General features: G+C 69.9%; 18 protein-coding genes and 2 pseudogenes. 11 read left to right on the top strand and 9 right to left on the bottom strand.

Translation table 11 applies throughout. The features are described from left to right. The first annotated feature begins 55 nt into the window (after positions 1–55). Positions 56–442: a NucA/NucB deoxyribonuclease domain-containing protein gene (locus AC0666_RS24690; RefSeq protein ID WP_468971905.1), complete on the top strand. Its 387-nt coding sequence runs from the start codon at positions 56–58 to the stop codon at positions 440–442. Here the strand turns inward: AC0666_RS24690 and AC0666_RS24685 are convergent. Next, complete coding sequence (locus AC0666_RS24685; protein WP_478708306.1) at positions 381–635, bottom strand: hypothetical protein; 255 nt, start codon at positions 633–635, stop codon at positions 381–383. The two genes, AC0666_RS24690 and AC0666_RS24685, sit on opposite strands and share 62 nt — an antisense overlap. A 501-nt stretch (positions 636–1,136) precedes the next feature. Beyond that, entirely contained in the window at positions 1,137–1,754 is a 618-nt protein-coding gene (locus AC0666_RS24680) for a CGNR zinc finger domain-containing protein (RefSeq protein WP_468971731.1), read from the bottom strand. A 103-nt stretch (positions 1,755–1,857) separates the two neighbouring features. Between AC0666_RS24680 and AC0666_RS24675 the strand changes: the two genes are divergently transcribed. Further along, positions 1,858–2,709 carry an SDR family NAD(P)-dependent oxidoreductase gene (locus AC0666_RS24675; RefSeq protein WP_468971729.1) on the top strand — a complete coding sequence of 284 codons (852 nt, stop codon included), beginning with the start codon at positions 1,858–1,860 and terminating at the stop codon, positions 2,707–2,709. 314 nt (positions 2,710–3,023) lie between these two features. Here the strand turns inward: AC0666_RS24675 and AC0666_RS24670 are convergent, their stop codons facing one another. Further along, complete coding sequence (locus AC0666_RS24670) at positions 3,024–3,551, bottom strand: winged helix-turn-helix transcriptional regulator (protein ID WP_468971728.1); 528 nt, start codon at positions 3,549–3,551, stop codon at positions 3,024–3,026. A gap of 102 nt (positions 3,552–3,653) precedes the next feature. Here AC0666_RS24670 and AC0666_RS24665 point away from each other — a divergent pair, with 102 nt between their 5' ends. The 4 genes from AC0666_RS24665 (at position 3,654) to AC0666_RS24650 (ending at position 7,044) form a co-directional block, all read left to right on the top strand. Next, positions 3,654–5,051, top strand: a complete 1,398-nt coding sequence (locus tag AC0666_RS24665) for an MFS transporter (protein ID WP_468971726.1) — start codon at positions 3,654–3,656, stop codon at positions 5,049–5,051. 75 nt (positions 5,052–5,126) lie between these two features. Then, a complete protein-coding gene (locus AC0666_RS24660; RefSeq protein WP_468971725.1) occupies positions 5,127–5,336 on the top strand; it encodes a hypothetical protein in 210 nt (69 codons plus the stop codon). Positions 5,337–5,473: 137 nt separating this feature from the next. Beyond that, on the top strand, positions 5,474–6,208 hold the full coding sequence (locus AC0666_RS24655; protein WP_468971723.1) for a MerR family transcriptional regulator: 735 nt from the start codon (positions 5,474–5,476) through the stop codon (positions 6,206–6,208). Then, the gene (locus tag AC0666_RS24650) at positions 6,205–7,044 is read left to right on the top strand and encodes a hypothetical protein (protein ID WP_478708305.1); all 840 of its coding nucleotides are present in this window, start codon (positions 6,205–6,207) and stop codon (positions 7,042–7,044) included. Before AC0666_RS24655 ends, AC0666_RS24650 begins: the two co-directional genes overlap by 4 nt. A 771-nt stretch (positions 7,045–7,815) precedes the next feature. Here AC0666_RS24650 and AC0666_RS24645 read toward each other — a convergent pair. From AC0666_RS24645 to AC0666_RS24620, 6 genes and pseudogenes are all read right to left on the bottom strand, one after another. Then, positions 7,816–8,826 carry a hypothetical protein gene (locus AC0666_RS24645; RefSeq protein ID WP_468971720.1) on the bottom strand — a complete coding sequence of 337 codons (1,011 nt, stop codon included), beginning with the start codon at positions 8,824–8,826 and terminating at the stop codon, positions 7,816–7,818. A 9-nt stretch (positions 8,827–8,835) separates the two neighbouring features. Continuing rightward, positions 8,836–13,596: a DUF6531 domain-containing protein gene (locus tag AC0666_RS24640; protein WP_478708304.1), complete on the bottom strand. Its 4,761-nt coding sequence runs from the start codon at positions 13,594–13,596 to the stop codon at positions 8,836–8,838. Positions 13,597–13,611: 15 nt separating this feature from the next. After that, positions 13,612–14,007, bottom strand: a pseudogene (locus tag AC0666_RS24635) (transposase); the annotation flags it as partial. Between the two features lie 591 nt (positions 14,008–14,598). Then, on the bottom strand, positions 14,599–14,814 hold the full coding sequence (locus AC0666_RS24630) for a hypothetical protein (protein ID WP_478708303.1): 216 nt from the start codon (positions 14,812–14,814) through the stop codon (positions 14,599–14,601). A gap of 170 nt (positions 14,815–14,984) precedes the next feature. Then, positions 14,985–15,259 (bottom strand): annotated as a pseudogene (locus AC0666_RS24625) (HNH endonuclease); the annotation flags it as partial. A 62-nt stretch (positions 15,260–15,321) separates the two neighbouring features. Then, on the bottom strand, positions 15,322–15,864 hold the full coding sequence (locus tag AC0666_RS24620) for an ArsR/SmtB family transcription factor (protein WP_478708302.1): 543 nt from the start codon (positions 15,862–15,864) through the stop codon (positions 15,322–15,324). Positions 15,865–15,921: 57 nt separating this feature from the next. On the opposite strand from AC0666_RS24620, the gene AC0666_RS24615 reads away from it, so the two are divergent. The 5 genes from AC0666_RS24615 to AC0666_RS24595 all read left to right on the top strand — a co-directional run bounded on the left by AC0666_RS24615 (position 15,922) and on the right by AC0666_RS24595 (position 23,833). Further along, on the top strand, positions 15,922–16,827 hold the full coding sequence (locus AC0666_RS24615; RefSeq protein WP_468587361.1) for a S41 family peptidase: 906 nt from the start codon (positions 15,922–15,924) through the stop codon (positions 16,825–16,827). 1,419 nt (positions 16,828–18,246) lie between these two features. Next, complete coding sequence (gene cseB / locus AC0666_RS24610) at positions 18,247–19,035, top strand: two-component system response regulator CseB (RefSeq protein WP_478708301.1); 789 nt, start codon at positions 18,247–18,249, stop codon at positions 19,033–19,035. A 5-nt stretch (positions 19,036–19,040) separates the two neighbouring features. Then, positions 19,041–20,303, top strand: a complete 1,263-nt coding sequence (locus AC0666_RS24605) for a sensor histidine kinase (RefSeq protein ID WP_478708300.1) — start codon at positions 19,041–19,043, stop codon at positions 20,301–20,303. A 156-nt stretch (positions 20,304–20,459) separates the two neighbouring features. Further along, entirely contained in the window at positions 20,460–21,212 is a 753-nt protein-coding gene (locus tag AC0666_RS24600; protein ID WP_478708348.1) for an ABC transporter ATP-binding protein, read from the top strand. 92 nt (positions 21,213–21,304) lie between these two features. Next, positions 21,305–23,833: an ABC transporter permease gene (locus tag AC0666_RS24595; RefSeq protein ID WP_478708299.1), complete on the top strand. Its 2,529-nt coding sequence runs from the start codon at positions 21,305–21,307 to the stop codon at positions 23,831–23,833. Positions 23,834–24,118: the final 285 nt, after the last annotated feature.

Below are 24,118 nucleotides of genomic sequence, written 5' to 3'. Positions count from 1 at the left end.
CGAAGACGGGTCCGCAGCTGCCGATCTGATCTCCAGCTGCCACATTGGCCCCACCGTGACCTCGTGCGACGAGTACCCGTTCGCCACCAGCAAGGAGCGCGGCACCAAGCTCTCGGCCTCCCGGTGCGGCATCAAGTTCGTGCCGTCGAAGGAATGGGACGCCCAAGACGGCCGGATCTCCGGCGCCCGCAAGCAGCTCCGGCTGCTTGACGGCGACGCGTTCGCGCCCCCGGGATGCCGCGGGCGGCGGGGCGCGCGGCGCGCACCAAGCTGCGGTGGGGTCTGGCGGTGGATGAGCTGGAGCGGGACCGGCTGCTGGACATCGCGGCCGGCTGCGGCGGCATCGAGGTGGAGTTCACGTCCGCCCCTGACCACCTGCGTCACACGGGAAGCAGCTGCCACTGCCTGCTTTGGTGGTCGCCCTCCGCCTGGTGTTGCGTGATCGCCGTGCGGGCGGTGGCGTCGACGCGCAGGAGCAGACCGACGTACACGTGCGGGGTGCCGCTCCCCGAGCCCACCGGGATCAGCTTCCACTGTTGGTGGTGGGCGTCGCCGCCCTCGTAGGCGCGTTGCGCTACCACCGCCCCAGCCGCCTTCTGCGCTCCGGCGACCTCCATGACCTTGCGGCTGCGCACGTTCTCGATCCTGTACAGGATGTCGCCGTTGTCCCTGGCCGGCGACGACCAGCCCCCACCGCTGGTGATCCTTGGGAACGGCGAGCGACTGGTGGATCTCAGCCCGGTCCCGGGTGGACTCACGCAGGACTGCCATCCGCAGCTTGCTGCGGACGTTGGCGCAGGTGACCACCGTGCCCGAATCGGGCAGCCCTGCCATCTTCGGCGACGCGATCTTGCGGACCCGGTGGTTGCCGTGGTCGGCGATGTAGAGGGCGTGTCCCGCTGTCCACGGCCAGTGCGGGCGGTTGTTCACGCCTGACGGCGCCGTGGACGCTCGTCCCGATGACGACGGACCTGGCCGAGGCGGGGGAGTGGAGTCCTGGAACTTCTCGTGCTCGGCGGCGGCCGGACGCCCGGTAGATGCCGGCCAGGTCAGGATCCTGGCCTTTGCGCTTGCCGGTGGGCCGGTGGGCCGGTGGGCCGGTGGGGATGATCACCCTCCTCGTAGGTAGGGCGGTCTCACGCCTCGCCCTCGGACGGCGCACCACTGCCACGGCGCTGCCGCTCGCGGTGTTTGCGCATGGACACCTGAGACCCGCAGCCTGTACTGCAGTACAGCCCTCCCCCATTGCGGGTGCGGTCGAAGAAACCGAAATGGCAGGGGGGGTTCCGGCAGGCCTTGATGCGCCCCCAGTCGCTGCTCTGCGCAAACGTCGTCACCGCAGCCAGTACGGTTCCGAACACGCGCGGCACCCCCGCCTGCGGCGAGGCCAGCTCTACACCACCGGCCGTGACCACCGTCGCCAGCGGGTAGAGCGAACCCACACGTCGCAGGTGCCGCTCGGCGCGCGTCAGCGGCTCACCCAGGCTCTCCTCGTCGCCCGAGTGTGCGAGCAACACCGTCACCAGGGCATCACGCAGCTCGCGCGCGACCGCGGCGTCAGCGTCGGTCACCACGGTTTCGCCGCCGAACTCGTCGCGCTCCGCCAGCCACGCTGCGAACGAGTCCCCGTCCCCGAACAACTCTCGGCGACCCGATCCGTCCGCGCGCGTGTTCACGAACGCGAGAACGGTCTCCACCGTCGGCGTGACGGTGCGTGGGCTGGGTTTGGGGGATCCGGCTGCCGCAGTGATCATCCTCCCACAGTACATCAGCGTGCGCGGTGCTAATCAGCCTAGCGAGCAACTCCACAGTCGATCTAGGTTGACGCGTTGCGAGCTAACAGCTTACGGTCGCAACATGAACGGAACATCCAACCCCCAGACCCACCTCCGCACATGGCTGATCACCGGCGCGACGTCCGGCATCGGCCGCGAACTGACGCTCCAGGCCCTGCAGAGCGGCGATACCGTCTCGGCCCTCGCCCGCGACACCTCCTCCCTGGACGAACTGGCGCAAGCGCACGGTGAGCGGCTGCTTCTCATCCCGGCGGACGTACGTGACGAGCAAGCCGTCCGGGACGCGGTGAAAGGCACGCTCGCCCGCTTCGGCCGTATCGACGTCGTGGCCAACAACGCGGGATACGGACTGTTCGGCGCCGTGGAGGAGGCCTCCGACACGCAGGTCCGTGCCGTGTTCGACACCAATGTCTTCGGAGTGCTCAACGTGCTCCGCGCAACGCTGCCGGTGCTCCGCGCCCAGCGGTCCGGGCACATCCTCCAGGGCTCGTCGGTCTACGGGCAGTCCGCCCATCCCGGCGTGGGTCTGCTGGCCGCCACCAAGTACGCGGTCGAGGGGCTCTCGGACGCGCTCGCGGCCGAGGTCGCACCGCTCGGCATCAAGGTCACGATCATCCAGCCCGGGCTGACCGCGACCCCCTTCCTTGCCAACCTCGATGTCGCAGCCGGCCTGGGCGACTACGACCAGACCGTCCGCGAGGTTCAGAAGGGCATCGGAGAGCTGCCGGCGTCCGCGTTCTCCGCCGCGGCGCGGATCGCCGCAGGCATCCGGACCGCGGTCGACAGCCCCAACCCGCCGCTGCGCCTGGCCCTCGGCGCCTCCAGCGCGACGGGCATGCGCCCCGCTTTGGAGGCACGGATCGCAGACCTGGACAGCTGGCAGCGTGTGACCGACGCCGTCGACATGTTGTAGGCCACGAATCCCGCCGGTAACACGGTCATTTGGCGGAGGCGGCCCGGCCCTCCGCACCGCCCGGCCATGACCAGCGGGTCTGGGTCGAAGCCACGGCAGATGGCCTCGACCCAGACCCCTGTACTACCACTGCTCCACGACCCCCGATTCCCGCTCTCCCCGGCGGGCGTCGGCCGCGGTTCGTCCGCCCGTCCAGTCCAGCAGCAGGCCGCCGAAGGCCTCGTAGCCTTCGGCGCCCAACCGCCTGTAGCGGCATACGACTGAACAGCAGCCACCCCGGTGACAGGCGCCCCGGCTCCTGATCGCTGTTGAGTTCAGGAGCCTTCGACCGGTCCGGTCCGATCCCATCCAGGGGCCCGCACGTCGATCGTGATTCCTCCCGGCCTGACCTCCTCGCCGCAGGTCCGGCACGTCGACGTCAGATCGAGGTCGTGCTCGGCGTCGTGGTCGGAGCCGGGCCCGCCGCGATGCCGGAAGGCGACCGGTGGAGTGTCCACCGCCCAGCGATCACCCCAGGCCAGCAGCGCGCGCATCACCGGTGCGAGATCGCGGCCGGCCTCCGTGAGGTGGTATTCGAAGCGCAATGGGCGCTCGCTGTAGGCGCGGCGCTCGACTACGCCCGCCTCTTCCAGTGCGCGGAGTCTGGCGGCGAGGCGGTCGCGGGGGGCGCCGGTGTTGCGGACGATCTGGTCGAAGCGCTGGTTGCCGTAGAAGATCTCGCGGATCGCCAGGAGGGCCCAGCGTTCGCCGACGAGTTGCAGCGCGGCGGCCACGGAGCACGGCCGTCCGGGCACTTCGGGGTGCGGGACCGAGTTCTTGCCCTGCTTCGCGTTCGAGGTCACGTCTCCCATCCTCTCCCGAGTCCGTTGCGTTTTCAAACCCACACGGCTAGCCTCCGGACCATGACAGTTGGAATTTCAAACCCACAAAGGGCGTCCCGAGCCGTGTTCGCGACGGTCACGGCCGCGGTCTTCATGTCGAACCTCGACCTCTTCATCGTCAACGTGGCCCTCCCGGCGATCGGCCGCTCGTTCGGCGGCAGCGGTCTCGGCTCCCTCTCCTGGGTCCTCAACGGCTACGCGATCGTCTTCGCGGCGCTCCTCGTAGTCGCCGGCCGCGTCGCCGACCGCTCCGGCCACAAGCCGGTCTTCCTGACCGGACTGGCGGTGTTCACCCTCGCCTCGGCCGGCTGCGCACTCGCTCCCAACGTCGGGACGCTGGTCGCGGCACGACTCGTGCAGGCCGCCGGCGCTGCGCTGCTGATGCCGACGTCACTCGCGCTGCTGCTCGACACGACGGCGCCCGAGAAGCGCGCCGGGGCGGTGCGGGCCTGGGCGTCGATCGGCGGGATCGCCGCCGGACTCGGGCCGGTGGCCGGCGGGCTGCTGGCCGAGGCCGGATGGCGCTGGGTGTTCCTCGTCAACGTGCCGGTGGGCATCGCGGCGTTCGCGCTCGGTGTCAAGGTGCTCCCGTCGCCCGGACGCGCGGGGGCGGAGAAGAGCCCGCTGCCCGACCTGTTCGGCGCCGCCCTTCTCACCGGATCGATCGCAACGCTCGCGCTCGGCCTGGTCAAGGCTCCTGACTGGGGTTGGACGAGCACCGGCACCCTCGGCAGCCTGGCTGCCGCTGTGCTGCTCGGCGTCTGGTTCGTCCTGCGCTCGGCCCGCCACCCCGTGCCGATCGTCGAACTGCCGCTGCTCCAGGTTCCGGCGTTCGCATCCGCCGCAGCCGCCCTGACGCTGTTCACCGTCGCGTTCGCCGGAATGCTGCTCGGCGCGGTGCTGTGGTGCCAGGGCGTGTGGGGCTACTCGGCCCTGCGCACCGGCCTCGCCATCGCGCCGGGCCCCTTGCTGGTGCCGCCGGTCGCGTTGCGGATCGGGCCCGCCGTCGCCAGATTCGGTGCGGGCCGCATCGCGCTGGCGGGAACCGTCCTGTTCGCGGCCGGCATCCTGTGGTGGGCCGCGGTGCTCGACACCGGCTCGGCCTACGCGGCCTCGCTCCTGCCCGGCATGATGCTGACCGGCCTCGGCGTCGGCATGACGCTCCCGGTCCTGACCGGGGCCTCGGCGGCCGCCCTGCCGCCGGCCCGCTTCGCCACCGGCTCGGCCATCACCTCGATGGGCCGCCAGATCGGCGCGGTTCTCGGCGTCGCGATTCTGGTCGGCATCCTCGGTACCCCGGCCCCCGGACACGTCGTCGCCGCGTTCCGGCACGGTTGGTACGCGGTCGCCGCGGCGTCCCTGCTCGCCGCGTGCGCGACGGTCCCGCTCGTCCGCAAGCCGCGCCCGGCCGCCACCAATGCGGCCGACGCCGCAGAGCCCGCGAAGGTCGGCGCCGCCTGACAAGGAAGTCACTGATGCTCGGCGGCGGTCCTTCAGTGGTTCGGTGTTTCGAGTCTGACGTGGCTGTGGAGGGGGGTGGAGAAGATGCTCTTGAAGATCGGCCTGCCGGAGCTTTTGTTCGAGGTGCACGGCCGGACCGGGTTCCTGGACGCCTTCGTGCACCTGGGCGACGGCACAACCCGCATGAAGGCTTACAGCTTCACCGCCTCCACTCCAACTGGCGGCGCCCTACGCCCGCTTCGCGACCCGGACGCAGTGGAACTCGACGAGGACGACGAGGGGTAGCGGGAGCGGAACCTGGCCAGATACGTGCGCTGGCGAAGACGTACCACTCCGGTGTGGAGACACGCTCGAATCGTTTTGCGCCCGACGATACTTTCAGCGCTTGACCTTGACGCAACGGCAGGGTTTCCACTGGCGGCATGCGAATCGGAGAGATCGCCGCGCTCGTGGGGCTCACCACCCGGGCGATCCGGCACTACCACCATGTCGGGCTGCTTCCGGAACCGGAGCGGCGCCCCAACGGCTACCGGGCCTACAGCGTCCGCGACGCCGTCCTGCTCGCCCGGGTGCGCAGGCTCACCGAACTCGGCCTCAGCCTCGATGAAGTGCGCGACGCCCTCGCCAACGATGCCGGGCGCGAACTGACCGAGATATTGGAAGAACTCGACGCCGACCTGGCCCGCCAGGAAGCCGACATCCGGGAGCGCCGCTGCCGGCTCAGCGCCCTGCTCGCCGAGCCGCCCGGCGCGACCGGGCCCGTCTCACCCGCCCTCGCCGCGCTGCTGGCACAGGCCCCCCGAACAGACTCGCCGAGCGCGGCCAAGGACCGCGAGTACCTCGCGCTGCTGGACGCCACCAGCACCGGTAACCAAGAGATGCTCGGGCTGCTCGGGACGCTGGTCGCCGATCCCGCGGTCGTCGAACTGTATGAGCGCCTCGACGCTCTCGCCGAAGCCCCCACCGACGATCCGCGGATCGCACCCCTGGCAGCCGACCTGATGGCAGCCGTCCCCGCGGAGTTGTTCGCCGCGATCCCCGAGGACGGGGTGGTCGTGACCGGGTTCAAGGAGGCGCTGCTCGCCGAGTACACCCCAGCGCAAGCGGAAGTCGTGGGCCGGCTCATGGAGGCTTTCGTGGAAAGGGGCCGGGGATGAGCGGCCGGCCAAGGGGCGTACGGGCGGCGCGGGTCGCGGTAACCGCCGTACTGCCGGGGGAACTGGCCCTCGCGGCCTGCCTGGCGGTTGGGGTCCGGCCGCCCGAGTGGGCGCTGGCGGCCGCCGAGGCGCTGGTACTCGCGGTGCTGCTGCTGGAAGCCCGGGTGCTGCGCTCGCTGTACGTCACCGCGCGCGCCCGCGGCGCAGACCGCCGGGCGGCGCGGCGGTCCGCCGTGCAGGAGGCGGTGCCTGTGACGGTCCGCCGCCTGGTCCTCCACGAGCTGCGCGCCCTCGCCTCCCTGGGGCGGTGGGTCCGGCGTGGCACGCATGGGGTGCGCCCCGGGGACCTCGCTGCCGCGTACACCGGGCCCCAAACCGCGATGATGTACGGGCTGCTCTTCGTGATGGTCATCGAGACGGTGGTCCTGGCCTTCCTCATCCCTTGGCCGGTGGTCCACCGGATGATCCTGGTACTCGACCTGTACGGCGTCGTCCTCGTACTGGCCCTGCACGCAGCCTGCGTCACCCGGCCGCACGTCGTACGTCCCGACGGCTCTCTGCGGATCCGCTACGGAGCCCTCTTCGATCTCGCCGTACCGCCGGACGCGGTCGCCTCGGTCCGGGTCGACCGGCGCTACCCCGAAGGCAGCATGATCACCCTCTCCGAGGACGGGGTCCTCGACCTGATCGTGGGCAGCCAGACCTCGGTGACCCTGGAGCTGAACCGGCCACTCCCTTTCACCCGCCCGCTCGGCGCAACGGAAGAGGCCCACACCATCCGCTTCCACGCAGACGACCCGCACGCACTGGTCAGCGCACTCCGTCAGCCCGCCTGAGCACACAGATCGGTTCCGACCACACAGACGGAGCGGTAGGCAACTTCGCCCTCTGTCAACCAATTCCGCGAATCCGACGACTCCTGGCAGACCCTCCAGCCCAACGACACTCCCTGGCCACCATCACACTCACCATGCATGAGCAGCACTACGGCGACGTGCAGGAGGTCGGACGCCCGCGGCCTGCTCCGCGACGGGCGACCGTTAGACGGCGGTCAAGGGGCCCCTTGCACGCTCTCCCTCCTCGGCCCCGGTGTGGGGCAGTGAGCGAAGGAGATACGACCTCCGGCCTGGCGGCCGAGCTGGGGCCCCCGCCGGTCCGGCAGACGGCGAACGACATCACCCACGGTTCTCGCGGACAAGGGGCCCTCATCCCGGTCGATCCGCTGTCCATCGCGCCAGCGTGGGATCCACGCATTCCGCGGCCCGCCGACCAAGTCGCATGCCGCAAAGGGACTGCGCGGTGATCCGAAAGAAACGGCCTGGTTTCGCGACCCGCAGCCCTACGCCGGCTCACCTGCCGCAGACAGCAGCGGTGCGGCGAGGCAGGGCTGCTCCGACAGGAAGACCGTTTCCTCGGTCGGGGCACCGACCGCAGCCGCCGACCGGGCTGCCGTGCCATCTCGGGCACGGGCGTGGTCCGTGTCAGCGTTGCGGGCGTCGGCAGACTCTCGACGCGGCGACTCAGTGGTGCCGTCCCCGCTCCGATCCGGCGAGGGCGGAGCCGCTCGCAGCCTGTTCAGGGGTCCGCCTTAGCTTCGGGTGGGTCCGTCAGGCGGTCGTCCAGCGTTGCACCGTCTCTTGGTCGTGGGTGAGCCAGGTGCCGTCGCCGAGTGGCACGGCTGCAACCCCCGGAGCCTGGGGGTAGTCCAGTTCGGCGACGGGCCCGAGTGTGCGTGCGTCGAGGAGGAGGTGGGTGCCCTGCTCCGCCCACTGCTCCTCGGCCGCCACGACCAGGATCCGGTTGTCGTCGACGAAGCCCGGGGTGTAGCCGACGAAGACCCACTCATCGGGCAGCACGTTGCGGGCTTCGACGATGACGTCGTCAGCGCCGTCCTGCGTGCGGCAGAGGTATCCCCCGCCGACGTCCTGGCTGACCAGCACCCCGTCCGCACCGAGTCCGACGTAGGGTTCTTCAGCAGTGCCCGCCGCCCGGACGCCGAGCCCGCCGGCCGCGTAGGTGACCAGGAGGCAACGGGTGCCGTCCTGGCCCATGGAGGCGGTCAGCAGGACCTCGGAGCGTGCGTCCGGGAACTGCTGGAAGGCGTAGGTCGCCGAGAAAGTCGGCAGGACGTGCTCGCTGAGCACTTCGCCGGTGGCCAGGTCGAGGGCGCGGCAGATGTCGCCCGCGGAGAGCCCATCGGGTCCGACGGGACCGGCCATGGTCGCCAGGAGGACTCGGCCGGCGGGGTCGGGGGTGCACGCGCCGGCGGCCTCGGGCGATTGCTGCCAGTCCCGGTGACGGTGCTCCCAGCGGATGGTGCCGTCGGGTTCGTGGACGGTGACGGCCTGGCGGGTGCTGACGGCCAGGCCTCCGTCGGGCAGCGGCGAGCAGTACTGGCTGGGGTCGTCGGGAGCCGGGTCGGCCCACACGGCGCGGTCGGCGAGCACCCGGGACGGGTCGGTGCCGACCCTGCCGACGGTGATCGTGCCCTCGTGCCGGGTCACGAGCCGGTGCGCGCCATCGCGCAGGAGCCAGCCGTCCATGTTCCCGAGCGCCTCGGCGATACCGGGCAGGGATTCATGGGCGAGCAGCCGTACGGGTACGCGGGGGTAGTTCATGTGCTCGTCCTAGTTCGGATCCGGGGTATAGCGGCTCGGCCAGTAGAACTGCCGCCGGTGGGTGGGTTTGTCGTCACCATACGTCGGCCCCGCGAGCATGCCCTCGATGCGGATGATGGGAGCACAGAAATCGGGACAGACGCTGCGCATGGCCGCGCCGTGGGTGGGCAGCCAGTCATCCGAGCCCTTGCTGTGCAGGCGGCTGAGGTAGTGGAGGATGTTCTGCTCCGCATGCCCGCCTGGGACTTTGGGCGGTGTCGGGGGGAGGTACTGGTCGTTCGGGAGTGGGTACAGGCCCATCTCCTGGGCCAGCTTCCGCTGGGCGGGGGTCAGTTTACTCTTGCTGGTTCCGGCGACGATGAGGACGTCCTTGCCCTTGTGGCGTGTGGCGATGATCGCGACGGTCTGCCCCTCCCGTTGCCGCTTGTTGGGCAGGACCTGGGAGATTTTGTGGGCCATGTCTTCCAGGCCCTGCATACAGGGCGCCAGACCGAGGGGATCGGCCTCTGTGGCGGGGTTGGTGACGTAGCCGGCGGGGTTGGGGGCGGGGTCCAGGCCGAGGGGGTCGGGGCTGACGTAGCGGCCGGTCTCCGGGTCGTAGTGGCGGAAGAAGTTGTAGTGCAGACCGGTTTCGGGGTCGGCGTACTGGCCTGGGAAACGCAGAGGGGTGTGGGCGGTGGCGTCCCGGTTCCAGGCGGTGGCGCCCCACTGCGTGGCCCGGCTGTGCCAGGCGGTGGCGCCTGTGTGGTCGACGAGTTCGGTCGGTGTGCCGACGAGGTCGGTGACGATTGCGAAGAAGCGGGAGTCGACGGACTCCTGGCCTTCGGCGGCGTTGTGCGTTGTACGGTGTTCGGCCTGGGCGATCGGGCGGTGATCGTCGTACTCCCACGTCAGGGTGGTGCCGGTGGCCGAGTCGGTCTGTTCCGCCAGGCGACTGCCGTCCCAGCTGAACAGGGTCTCGGCGACGACGGTCCCGTCGGGGGCGTGCTGCCGCTTGGCGGTGCGGCGGCCGAGCGGGTCGTAGCGGTACGTCCACCGGGTGCCGTCGGGTGTGGTGCACGCGGTCAGCCGGTCTGCGGCGTCCCACTCGTAGCGCCAGACGTCCGGCTTGCGGGATATTCGCTTCTTGCGCCGCTCGACGATGCGGCCGGCTGCATCGTAGGTGTAGTGGAGTCCTCCGGCGGATGTCAGCCGGTTTCCGCTGTACGCGCGCGGCCCGCGGGACTCGGGGTGCGGGGCCTTGTCGGGCCAGTGCGCGGACGTCTGGTTGCCCTCGCTGTCGTAGGCGTAGGTCTCCGTCCAGTGGTGGGCCGAGATGCGCAGTGGGCGTCCCGCCGGGTCGAGTTCGTAGTGCCTGCTGCTGCCTGTCAGCCCGTCGGTGACGGTTTCGAGCCGGTCGTCGGCACGGTAGGCGTAGAGGCGGGAGCTGAGGGTCCGGCCCTGAGCGGCGAGACGGTGCTCCCGGACCCGGCCCGCGGCGTCGTAGGAGGTGCCCAGGACCACGGGCTGCTCGGGGCTGCCGAAGGACCGGGCCACTTCGCGGCCTGCGGCGTCGTGGGCAAACGTGATGCCGTATCCGTGGAGGGCGAGGTGCGTGCGGTTGCCCGCCTTGTCGTGGGTGAGGTGGGTGGTGGCCCCGCTGGGGGTGACGCGGCGGGTCCGGCGGGAGAGGGCGTCGTAGCTGTACCGGCTGGTGCGCCCGTCGACGGTCTCGGCGACAGTGCGGCCCATGGCGTCCCACTCCAGGGCGAGGCTGGAGCCGGCGGAGTGTGCCTGGGTGAGGCGCCCGGACCGGTCGTAGGCGTACGTGGTGACGGCGCCGTCGACGTCACGGGCGGTGACGCGGCCGGCGTCGTCCAGGTAGGTGGTGACCTTCTGGCCCAGCGGGTTGGTGCGGGAGCGCGCACGGCCTGAGGGGTCGTAGGCGTAGCGCAGGGTGCGGCCGTCGAAGTCGGTTTCGGAGACCAGGCGCCCGACGGCGTCGTACGCGTAGCTCCAGGTGAGTCCGGCAGCGTTGTGCACCTCAGTGAGGCGCAGTTCGGTGTCGTAGCGGAATTCGTAGCGCGCTCCGTCAGGCGTGGTGCGGGAGGACGGCTGGTCGAAGTGGGTGTACTCGTAGTGGGTGACACCGCCGTTGGCATCGGTCTCGGTGAGGCAGTTGCCCTCCCCGTCGTAGGTCCATCGCTGGGTGGCGCCGTCGGGACGGGTGTGTGAGGTGAGGTGTCCCTCAACGCTCCACGTGCATGTGGTGACGGCGCCGTCGGCGTCCGTGACCGAGACGGGCCGGCCGAAGGCGTCGCGGGTCAGGGTGGTCGTTCTGCCTTGGGCGTCGGTGTGGGACAGGACCATACCGGCGTCGTCCGAACGGTAGGTCCGGCAGATGCCCAGCGGGTCGGTGACGGCGGCCAGGGCGCCGTTCGCGTCGTACGCGTACCGGGTGGTGGCCCCGTCCGGGGTAGTGAGGGTGATGTTGTTGCCGCGGTCGTCATAGGTGCGGCGCCACACGCTTCCGTCGGCAGCGGTCACAACGGTGGGCAGACCTCGATCGTCGTACTGCGTGGTGGCGAAGGAGCCGTCCGGTTCGCGTACGGAAGTGAGGTTGCCGTGCTCGTCCCAGGTGTAGCTGACGGTACGGCCCTGGCTGTCGGTGCGGCTGAGGAGCCGGTCGTAGCGGTCCCAGACCTGGCTGACCGTGTTGCCCAAGGGGTCGGTCTCGGCGACGACCTGGAGGAGGTTGTTGAGCAGGAAGATGCTGGTGGCGCCGGTGGAATCGGTGTAGCGAGTAACGCGGTTCTCGGTGTCGTAAGCGAAGCAGGACGACAGGTAGCCGTCCGGCCCGACGGTCTGTACGACGCGGCCGGCGCTGTCGTACACATACCGGAAGGTCGAACCGTTGCGGTCGGTCCATGAGGTGATGTGATCGCTGCCGTCGTAGGAGAAGCGGAGCGGCAGGCCGGACGAATTGGTCACCGCGTTGAGATTGCCGCGTTCGTCGTAGCCGTACGTCATGACGGTGACCGGGCCCGCCGGGGTACGCAGCAGAAGCGAGTCGATACGTCCCTGGCTGACCACGACCTGTACCCGGTAGCCGCCGTGGTGACTGACCGTCGTGGGCGCTCCATCGCTTCGGCGGGCGAACGTGATGCCGTTGCCGTGGCGGTCCTCGATCCCGGTGAGCCAGTACGCCGGCGAAGTGTTGTACGGGCTGCCCGTGAAAGAGCGCGTTGTACCGCTGTGCGGATCCGATATTCGATAGGTCGTCTGCGCGTCGGCCTCCTCGCTGTACGAGAGCGGCAGCCTGGGCCCTTCGAGCGGCAGGACGGGATCGCCGCCGGCCTGCGGGAAACGGGGGTAGACGAGGAGTGAGCCGTCCTCGCGCGCCCAGATCACACCGCCACCGAGCGGGTCGGCTTCCAGGCGTTCGTCCAGCGTGGATGCCCAGCTGCGGCCGAACCACTGCCCGTAGCGGTACCCGGAGAGGTGGGTCCGGCCAAGGGTGAGCGGCAGGGTGCCGGGGAGGGTGAGGTCGGTCTGGGGCAGCGTCATCTCGCCCGTGGCTACGTCGACCGGGTCGTTCTTGCAGGTCTTGCCATTCAGCGGGATGCTGTTGCGCCGGGGATCGTCCTTTGCGCCGTGCAGCGAGTCCGGCTTCGTTCGGACGTCCGCACCGCTCTTGCCGTGGTTTACACCTGCACCTGCACCTGCGCCGCCCTTGCCCTCGCCACCTCTGCCGGAACCTTTCTTCTTGATGCGGTTGAAGTCGTCGTGGAGGGCTTGGTCGTTCTTCTTGTGATCGGTGGATATCTGCTTGACGGCCTTGGGGAGGGTCTTTCCGACGTGGTCGCCCATCGCCTTGGTGGCTTTGCTGAGGGCTGCCATGGCCTTGTCGGCGACGGGATCGATGGCCTGCGCGATGGAGTCGCGGCCGCGCGTGCGGCCATGGTGGTGCTTGGCTTTGGTCAGCTTCGAGGTGGTCTTGCCGTGGATGCCGGTGCTGACGTGGGTGAGGTTGTTGCCCGCGCGGTGGTGTTCGTCGTGTTCGATGTGGAGGTCGATCAGACCGGTGCCGGTGCTGCCCGCGGCTGCGCCATCGGCGGATGCCAGGTGGAGCGACTCCTTGCCCGACTGGACGCCGTCGCTGAAACCGTCCTTGCCTGCCTTCTTCGTCTGATCGAGGTCGACGCCGTCCTGGATGCCCAGGGCCATGGAGCCAAGCTGGACGACGAGGTCCGCAGCCATACCCTCCAGGGCGGCGACAGCCGGTTCGGTCATGGCGGAGACGATGTAACCAACGGCTTCCTCGGCGCATTCTTTGATGAGGCGCTTGATGACTTCCTGCGTAGCGCGCATGGCGCCTGCGCCGATGAGCATCGACAGACCACCGGTGACCGGTATGAGGGAGAGGGCGATACCAGCCTCGGAAGCCAGATATCCCAGTTGGACCAGGGCCGCGCCCTTCATGGCGACAACGGCGTCGGCCGCCAGTTCCATCGCCCCGGCGATGGTGCGGGCCGCGCCGGCAATGTCCTTGAAGTGCTTGCCCTTGACCTTGTTCCAGTGCCGGTTCAGAGCCTCGATCGACTCGCCCTTGCTAGCGGACAGCAGGCGTTCGACGTGGTTGTTGGCGAGCTGGCCGTCGTCCAGGAGGTCGTCTGCGAACTCACGGAGCGCGTCGGCCATCTCACGGTAGGCGTCCTCATCGACGTTGGGCCAGGCCACACCGATCAAGTCAAGCAGTGTGTCCGCCCAGTCGGGCACCGTAACCGACATACCCCACCCCCGTGGTCAAATCTGATCAAACAATCGAACAGTCCTACCACGGGACCGCTCTGACGGGTAATCCGCATCTGCGAACCGGATACCCAGTGCACATGGAGCCGCCGAGGTTGACGTGGCGCGACACCCACATCGCACCTTGACGCCCCGGCCCCGGCCCTCTGCTGCTGGGGAACGCCCTTGTGAAGCTGGGTGATGGACCATGCGGACCATGGCGATGACGTTCAGGGCGCGGTTGAGACGCCTGTCGCCGCCGCGGTTGAGCCGGTGGCGGGTGTTGTTGCCCGAGGACGCGGGTATGGGGCTGACGCCGGCGAGGGCGGCGAACGCGGCCTCGTCGCGGACCCGTCCCAAGTGGGACCAGGCGACCAGGACGGTGGCGGCGGTGACGGGGCCGATGCCGGTTTCCCGGAGGAGGGCTCTTGGCTAGCCGGACGGCTTCGGTGCGGGCGGTGGCGGTTGCGAGGTCTTCCTCACGGGGGGGCGCCAGCGAGCGATCTCGCAGATCTCCTTCGCGCCGAGGGAATGCCGGGCATCGATGCCGACCTCACCACCCGGGACGAGCTGCCCGGTGAGCGGACCCGGGCGGTGAACGCCCTGACCGCCCTCATGCGTCTCACCGACCAGGATCTGGGCCGCTGCTCGAATTCCCTCATTTATCCGAGGGGCCACGGGCTCCCGGTACGGAACCGCCAGACCACGCCCTCGAACTGGTCCCTCAGCCGGTGCGGATACGGCCCGTACCCGCCTATCGGTAGCAACGGCTCCACCAACACCCCAGTCGTCATCGCTCAGTTCGCGCCCCGCCACACGGACGTTCTATCGGCATGCTGATCACGACTCCGCACAGGCCCTAGAGCAAAATCGTGGATGCCGCACTCGCCGCGCACCGCGTGGACCTCAGCGAACCCAAGACCGTCCGGGGCTCATGGCGGACTACCGCCTTCATCCCCACGCGGCCGGACGCCGTGTTCTGCTCGACGGCCGGCCTGGCCTTCAACCGCACTCCCACGGGTACGTTCCGTTGAACAGCGCGAACCGGCGCACCAGACTCAGCCGGTCCCCGATCGTCTTCTTTGACAACGAACGGCTCTGCTGCTGCCACGTCCATCCCGTCAGCATCGCCTCGAACATCGCTGGAGCTGGGTCCAGCGCCCGGACGTTACCCGGCACCACCAGGCTCATCGCGCCCGGCACATCGGTAGAAACCACACCAGCTCCCACGGTTGCGTCAGATGCAACATCGTGGCGTTGAACTGGGATCTCCCGAGGCAGAAGGCCCCGTCATCAGCTGAACGAGCGACAGCCACACTTCCCAGACCAGGTCAGAGGCGGTCACCGAGCCAGGCGGAATGATGCAGCCGAGACAACTCCGCCTACTTGGAGTCCCAGGCTTCTGCCAACGGAACCATGTGGTCGATGTCGAGTCCTGAGGCTGCGGTGACGGTGGTGTCGTCGTAGTAGGACCACCAGGTGCCGCCGGTGAGGGTGCAGCTGGCGCCGATGGTGGGGTAGTCGATGGCCTCGCTCAAGAGGCTTCATTACGGGTGTTACAGCCGTCTGCGGGGATGTCGCCGGCGTTCCAGTGCTTGAAACTGGTGCGCTGGTAGCCGACAAGTAGTGCACCGGCGGCGTACGTCCGGGCGGCAGAAACCAACCTCTCAAGGAAGCCGAAGACCTCGCAGAGCCAGGGCAACCCAAAGATCGTCCGGACAAGTCCTAGGTGGAACTGGTGGTGCTGGTCGGCAGGGCCTGCTGATAGAGCGCCACCAACACACCGTGCAGGGGCTGGTCCTCTGCATCTTCCTCGGCCTCGTCGACCAGTCGGGCGAGGGCCTCGCCGAGTTCTCTTGCCTTCGCGGGGCTGAGACACAGGTGGCGCAGTGTCAGGTGGGTATCGACGGGAGAGCGGTCCAGCTCCTGGGCGACCGCCGCGAGCATCGCGGCGGTGCCTGCTGCTTGGGGTTCGGCGACGACCATGTGACGGGCCGTGCGCTGGTAGTACTGCTCGGTGCCGCCGCGGACCTGGCGGGTCTCGGCGATGTGGACCAGCCCGGCATCGCGGAGCACCTTGAGGTGGTGGGCCACGTTGCCCTTCTTCGCATCAAGCTGCGCCGCAAGCTGGCTGGTGGTGGCAGGCCGGCGGCCCAGGGCGAAGAGCAACCGCTGACGCAACGGGTGAGAGAGCGCCGCGAACTGCTCAGGCGCACCGATCTCCAGGACGTCTTCAGGAGGCGGCAGATAGGGAGGCTGATCACGCATACCGAAAGTGTCTAAACTCGTTGACGCTTTCGCAAGGGCAGTGCTCTACTTCCTGCCATGACCACTCCGACGAAGCTTGCGCCGGCCCCTGTCATCGACGAGACAGCCCGGCTGCTGACCGAGCACTACGTTTTCCCCGAGATAGCCGAGCAGCTCGCCGGCCTGCTGCAACGACGCCTGGCCGAGGGGGCCTATGACGTCGACGGTGCCGAGGAGCTCGCCCGCCTGGTCACCGTGGACCTGCAGTCCGTCAACGGCGACCGACACCTGAGACTGAAGCACCACGCCGACCCGGTCTCCCCGAAGCAGGGGGCGGCCACCCGGGACGCCATGCGCCGGGACTTCGACACCTCGCTGGGCGGTGCGCCCCGGGTGCAGTTGCTCGACGGAGGGGTCGCCGTGGTGGAGCTGGCACCGATGCTGTTTCCGCTGGAGTGGACCGCCGAACCGCTGAGCGCCGCGCTCACCCTGGCCTCCCGCGCCCAGGCGCTGATCGTGGACCTTCGCGCCAACCGGGGCGGCGACCCGGACACGGTCGCCTTCGTCTGCAGCTACCTGCTCGACGAGCGCACCCACCTCAACACCATGTACTGGCGCGGCAGCGAGCGCACCGAGCAGTCCTGGAGCCTGCCGCACGTTCCCGGAGCGCGCTTCGGCGGCAGTAAGCCGTTGTATGTGCTGTCCAGCAACAGCACCTTCTCTGCCGCTGAGGAGCTGGCGTACGACCTCCAGCAGCTCGGCCGCGCCACAGTCGTCGGCGAGCCCACCCGCGGTGGCGCACACCCGTGCAACGGCTGGACCCTGCACCCGCACCTGGAAGCCACCGTCCCCGTCGGCCGCGCCATCAACCCCGTCTCCAGCACGAACTGGGAGGGCACCGGTGTGCAGCCGGACATCCCTTGCGCTGCTGCTGACTCCCTTGACCGCGCTCACGCGCTGGCCCTCGCGCGACTGGCAGGCTGACCCAGTCCAGCTCATCGACAGCACTGCGCGCAGCGCCTCCCCTATCCACATCGGCGGCCGACTTCGGCGGCGGAGGTTCCAGTCTCCGTCGGCCTCCAGCGCGCTCACCCCGCACGACCAGGTTCACTGTCAGACGGCGCACACGGATGCGCCCCGGACGCGGTGCTTTTCTGCCCTGAGGGGGCGCTGTCACGACAGTGACTGGCAACCAGTCAGCTGATGTCCGGATCCAGTGACAGGGCCGCTCCATGCCAGTGCAGGTCGAGAGCATCCGTTGGTTCTGGCACTCGGGGGAAGGGCACACGGATCCTGCTGCAGCCGTTACAGGCCATCAGGGAGTCCTGGTCGGCGAAAATCCACGACTTTCTCGAACCTGAGGAGAGCGGCATCTACCGCAGGTGTGTACGCGTCGCCTTGGCCGACCCCCTTATCGCACGCCTCTTTGGTAAACGCCCACGGCGCTGACCCCGCCACAATCACCTCTGAGCTGCAGCCTCCCCTCTATCGAGCCATTGCCATCAGTGAGTCCTCACCCGCGAGCCGAGCCATAGGGCGGTCCGGCAGGCACGCGAGCGCGCAGGTCGCCCGTACCACCGCACTGCACCTGGTCCGGCTCAACCTCGGAGATGACCCTGACTCGCTGTTCATCCCCGACGGGGACGATGCGCTGGGCACCCGGGATGGCGCGGTGGTCGAAACCGAGGCTCGGCGGCAGCTTGACCGCAAACTCGCCCACCTCGAAGACGGCACGATCGCTGTGTCTGGCCCACGGGGAAGCGGGAAGACGACCCTGCTGGAGACGAGTGTGAAGCGCGCTGACTTCGGGTTCGTCGTCCAGGCCCCCGCGACTTACACCCCCAGGAGTTCCTCCTGGCGCTCTCGGTCCGCCTATGCCGGGAGTACATGCGTGACCACGGCTATACAGCCCCTGAGTGTTCGCGGAAGTCGGCTGGTACGAGAACGGGGAGGCCCGTGTCTGTCGGCGGTGCTTCGCGGACAAGGAGCGCAAGCGGTGGCTTCGCGCGGACTACAACATGACCTCGGAGGACTTCGACGTCGTAGCGGACGAGAGCCGGGGCGTACGTCTCGGGGGCCGGGCGGCCCGGCCTATCCGCCGCCCGGCCGGCAGGCCGTCACGCACTGAACTCGGGTTTTGTATCGGGCGGGTATCAGGGAACGCTTCATTGCCCATCGAATCGGCCGGTGAGCCCGGCCGCGGCGAAGGGAGGCCGCGAGCCGACACGCCGTGGACCCGACACCTGCCGGAGCCGTTCCACCCCATCCGGCCTGGAGGTTTACGGGTGCAAGGGGTGGTGGGGGCGCGATGCGGGTCCGCCGTGTGACGCGGTTGCCGGGTCCGGTGTCTGTCTTATCGTTCCTTTAAGGTCGCCGATCGCGCGTTCAGTGCGTACGGGACCGATGCCTCACCTGAACCGTCTGACCTGTCTGAGCAGGAGTGTTCCGCCCGTGTCCTCGTCCGCCCCGGCTCCGGCCTCTTCGCGCCCTGTCCACGTGTTGCTGGTGGAGGACGACGACTTGATGCGCCGGTCCTTCACCGTGGCCTTGGAGCGCTACGGCTACGAGATGTCGGCCGCGGCCGACGGTCTCGCGGGCCTTGAGCTCTTCCGCGAGGAGAGCTTCGACCTGCTGATTCTGGACGTGATGCTGCCCGGTCTGGACGGGATCGGTCTGTGCCGCAGAGTCCGGGAGACCAGCCTGGTGCCGGTATTGATGATGTCCGCTCGCGGCGACGGGCTCGACGTCGTCGCCGGTCTGGAGGCCGGGGCAGACGACTACGTGGTCAAACCCGTGGACACCTACGTGCTCGTGGCGCGGATCCGCTCGCTGCTGCGTCGGGCGACGTACGCGCCCACCGCAGGTCCCGCACGGCTCACGGGCGACGGGCCGCCACCGTCCGAGGAGACCTTGCTGGTCTTCGGTGACCTGACCATCGACACCGGCGGCCTGGAGGTGTTCGTCTCCGGAAGCCCGGTGGCGCTGACCCCGACCGAGCTGAAGCTGCTGCTGGAGTTCGCCACCCACCCGGGCATCGTGCTGGAGCGGCACACCCTGCTGCGGGACGTGTGGGAGTACGGCTGGGACGGCGACAGCCGGGTCGTGGACCTGTGTGTGCAGCGGCTGCGCAGGAAGCTGGGCCGGGATCGGATCGAGACGGTCCGCGGCTTCGGCTACAAGCTCAGGCGCTGAGGCCGGTGCGCCCGCTGAACCGGCCGCGGCCGGCCCGTGTGCCCCTGCGGTGGAGGATCGCCGCGCTGGCCGCGGCCACGGCTTGCCTGGTCGTGGCGGCGGTGGGCGTGCTGGTGCACGTCTGGACCGCGAAGGACATCCGCGACCGGGCCGAAGCCGACGCCTTCAACACCATGTACTCGGCCATGGACACCTACCGGCGCACCGGAGCTCTCGCGGACGGCGCCGAGCTCGATCCGGCCGAGCTGCCCGCCGCACTGCGGTACCCGGCCGACGGCGACCGGCATACGGCCTACGACGGGCGCGTCAACGGGAACCTGGGCCCGAGCGTCTGGGCCGCCCAGCGGGTTGACGGCCCCGGCAGCCGGGTGCTGGCCGTTCAGGTCAACATGAGCACATGGCTCCAAGACCTGCGCCGGCTCGACGTGGTCATGGCGGTGGCCTCGCTGGTCGCGCTCGCGGCGGCCATGCCTCTGGCGGTCTACGGGGCCGGGCTGCTGGGCCGCCGGCTGCGGCGGGTCTCCGAGACCGCGGCTCGGATCTCGGCCGGGGACCTGGATGCCCGGACCGGGCCCACCAAGGGCCGCGACGAGGTGGCCGACATCGCTGCCACCGTCGACCTCATGGCCGACAGTCTCAGCCGACGACTGCGCACCGAGCGCCAGTTCACCGCGGACGTGGCCCACGAGCTGCGCACGCCCGTCGGCGGCCTGCTGGCCGCCGCCGACCTGCTGCCGCCCGGTGAGACGGAGGATCTGCTCCGGGCCCGGGTGCGCGACCTGCGCGGCCTGGTCGAGGACCTCCTGGAGATCTCCCGGCTCGACGTCGGGGCTGAGCAGCCGGTCCGCGCCCGTGTCCCGCTCGGGGCGGTCGTGTCCGAGGCCGTGACGCGCACAGGCCTCGACACCGAAGTCACCGTCGCCGACGCACTGGGCGAAGAGGCCGCGCAGACCGTGGAGACCGACCCGCGCCGCCTCGAGCGGATCGTCAGCAACCTCGTCGTCAACGCCCACCGGCATGGGGGCACCCCGGTACAGGTCACGGTCGTGGGCCGTACCGTCGTCGTCCGCGACCACGGCCCCGGCTTCCCGCCGGACCTGCTGCGCGACGGCCCGCGCCGCTTCCACACGGGCGCGACGGAGCGCGGCTCGGGCCACGGCCTGGGCCTGACCATCGCCTTGGGCCAGGCCCGGCTCCTCAGCGCCGAACTGCGCCTGGACAACGCCCCGGACGGCGGTGCCGTCGCCACCCTGCGCCTGCCGGCCTGACCGCCCGGTCCCTGCTACAGAACCGATACGAAGGGGAGTGGCTGCCGATACGCGGTGGCCCAGACCCCGATACGTTCCCCGGACACCCTTCGAAGTGCACCTTCCGCACCCGAAGAGGAGCCCCCTGTGACCGCCCACTCCCTTGCCCCGCACGAGCTGCGTACGACGACCGGGATCGCGGCCGCCACCACCGACCTGACGAAGGTCTATGGCAGCGGTGACACCCGTGTCGTCGCCCTGGACCGGGTCAGCATCGACTTCCGGGAGGGCGAGTTCACCGCGATCATGGGGCCGTCGGGCTGCGGCAAGTCCACCCTGATGCACTGCGCCGCCGGGCTCGATTCGCCCAGTTCCGGCTCGGTGCGCGTCGGTACCACCGAACTGAGCACGCTGGGCGACCGACAGCTCACCGCGCTGCGTCGCGACCGGATCGGCTTCATCTTCCAGGCGTTCAACCTGCTGCCGACGCTGACCGCCCTGGAGAACATCACGCTGCCGCTGACCATCGCCGGTCGTCGCCCCGACCAGCAGTGGCTGGACCGTGTGATCTCCATGGTCGGCCTCTCCCAGCGCCTCGACCACCGGCCCGCGCAGCTGTCCGGCGGGCAGCAGCAGCGCGTAGCGGTGGCCCGCGCCCTGGCCTCACGGCCCGCGATCATCTTCGGCGACGAGCCCACCGGCAACCTCGACTCCCGCGCCGGCGCCGAGGTCCTCGGCTTCCTGCGCGACTCGGTGCGCGAACTGGGCCAGACCGTGGTCATGGTCACCCACGACCCGGTCGCCGCCGGCTACGCGGACCGCGTGGTCTTCCTCTCCGACGGCCGCCTGGTCGACGAGATGGCACACCCCACCCCGGACCGGGTCCTGGACCGGATGAAGGACTTCGACACCCGCGCGCGCACCACCTGACGACCAGCTCCTCCGCCGGCACCGCACCAGCCAGCCAGCCAGCCAGCCCACCCGCTCGCCTCCGTCGAGCCCGCCTCCCAGGATCCGCACCCATGTTCCGTACCGCCCTGCGCAACGTGTTCGCGCACAAGGCCCGCCTACTGATGACCGCATTCGCGGTCATGCTCGGCGTCACCTTCATCACCGGCAGCCTCGTCTACGGCGACAGCCTGAACCAGGCCACCACCACCAAGGCGACCGACGGCTACGAGCGCATCGCCGTCAACGTCTCCGCCGAAGCCGACCCCGCAAACGGCGGCCGACCGGGCGACCTCGACGCCCACACCACGAGCGCGCTGGCCAAGCTCCCCGGCGTCGCCGCCGCCGTGGGCCGGGTCGACGGCTTCGCCGCCGTCGCCGACCGCGACGGCAAGCCCCTCGGCAACGGCAAGGACGCCCAGGGCGGCAACTTCGCCCCGGCGGCGGACGGCAAGGACCCCGCATACCGCTTCACCGAGGGTTCCGGCCCGACCGGCAGCGACACGATCGCCCTCGATGAGGCCACCGCCGCCAAGGGCGGCTACCACGTCGGTGACACCGTGCGCGTCGGCACGAACAAGGGCGCCTCCTCCTACACCCTCAGCGGCATCTTCCGCACCGACGGGACCAAGCTCCGCGCCGGGGGCAGCCTGACGCTGTTCGAGGGCGCCACCGCCCAGAAGTTCTTCCTCGAACCTGGCCGCTACACGAACATCGAACTCACGGCCACACCCGGCACTGACGTGACGCAGCTCCTCAACCGCGTCGAATCGGTGCTGCCCAAGGGCACCAGCGCGGTCACCGGGGCGCAGCTCGCCCAGATCAAGGCGAACCTCGCCACCAGCGACACCAGCACCATGAGCCAGATCCTGGTCGGTTTCGCCGCGGTCGCCCTGTTCGTCGCCACCTTCCTCATCTCCAACACCTTCACCATGCTGGTCGCCCGGCGCACCAGGGAGCTGGCCCTGATGCGGGCCGTCGGAGCCACCCGCGAGCAGGTGCGGCGCATCCTGCTCACCGAGTCCCTCCTCGTCGGCGCGATCGCCTCCGTGGCCGGCCTCGCCGTCGGCACCGGGGCCGCCACCCTGCTCCAGACGCTCTTCGCCGACACCCCGGCCGCGCCGCTCGTCCTCACCCCGGCCACCGTGATCATCTCCATGCTGGTCGGCACCCTCCTGCCCATGGTCGCCGCATGGCTCCCGATCCGCCGGGCCATGGCCATCCCGCCCGTCGCCGCGCTCAGCGCCGCCGAGCACACGGCCCCCGCACGCCCCGGCTCCCTGCGTACCGGCCTCGGCGCCGCACTGGTGCTCACCGGCACCGCCACCGTCGTGTACGGAGCCCTCACCACAGGGAAGGACGCCCGGACCGTCATCGGCCTCGGCGCGGCCCTCGCCCTGACCGGGACGATCGGCCTCATCCCGCTGTTGTCCCGGCCAGTCGTCACCCTGTTCCGGCCGCTGCTGACCCGCCTGGCCCCGGTACACGGCGACCTCGCCGCCCGCAACACCGTGCGCGACCCGCGCCGCACCGGCGCCACCGCCGCCGCGCTCGCCATCGCCCTCACCCTCGCCTCGGGCCTGTCCGTCCTGGGGGCCTCGGCCACCCAGTACCTCGACCGCGCGACCACCCACGCCCTCAGCGCCGACTACGTGGTGAAGTCCGTGGGCGGCCAGCGGATGACCCCCACCACCGCCGCACCCCTGAAGAGGCTGGCCGGCGCCACGTACAGCCCGCTCAACCAGTCCACCGGATACCGCCTGGGCGGCAGCGAGTCCGTCCTGACCGGCGTCGACCCCGCCACCATCGGCAAACTGCTGCGGTACGACGTGGTCGAAGGCTCCCTCGACAGCCTTGCCAAGGGCCAGATCGCCGTGGCCGACTTCAAGGCCGAGCAGGCGGGCTGGCACGTCGGGCAGACCCTGCCCCTGGAGAGGCAGAACGACCAGCGCGGCAGCCTCACCATCGGCGCCATCTACCAGGCGGACGAGCAGAGCGACCTGATGCCCAGCATCACCGCACCCGACTCCCTCGTCGCCCGCTACGACTCCACCCCGAGCACCGCCGGGATCCTCGTCGCCACGGACGGCGGACCCAGCCGGGCCGCGCTCGCAGGCGTCACCCACGCCCTCGGCGACAACCCCACGCTGAGCGTCCTCGACCAGGCAGACATCCGCGCCCAGGGCAGCCGTGGCATCGGCGACCAGCTCAACGTCTTCCATGCCCTGCTGAGCATGGCCCTGGTGATCGCCGCACTGGGCATCGCCAACACCCTCGCCATGTCCGTCCTCGAACGCCGCAAGGAGCTCGGCACGCTGCGCGCCCTCGGTCTGGACCGCGCCGGAGTGACCCGGATGATCCGCCTGGAAGCCCTGCTCCTCGGCGCGCTCGGCGCGACCCTCGGCACGGTCATGGGCGTCTTCCTCGGCTGGGCACTGGGACGCACCCTCCAAGCGAACGTCGCGGGCTACGAGTTGGTCCTGCCCTGGGGCCGCCTCGCCCTCACCATCCTGATCGCCCTGGCAGGCTCGCTGCTCGCCTCGCTCTGGCCCGCCCGCAGGGCCGCCCGCGTCGACATCCCCGCCGCGACAGCAACCCCGTAAACCTGTGAATGGGTGGGGTGGTGGCAGTGGTTGGTTGTCAGCGGGTGATTGGGGGGCTGGCTGTGTTGCGGGCCTGATGTAGGCCGGGTACTGCCGTGTTGGTGGTCGTGTCGGGCTGCTGATTTCGGCTGTCGTGGGGTGACGAAGCTGCCGCCACAGGCTGCATGGCAGCTGGGTGGGTGGCTGTCATGGGGTTGCCCGTTCCTGTATGCGGCCGGCCAGGGCCGGGCTGTGCTGGTGGGTACGGGTGAGGGCGGCCGGTTGGCGTGGGGTGTGGTGGTGCGT

The sequence above is a fragment of the Streptomyces sp. NPDC043680 genome, assembly GCF_056436685.1.
The sequence above is the reverse complement of the archived record's forward strand: the minus strand, read 5'-3'. Positions and strand labels throughout refer to the sequence as shown.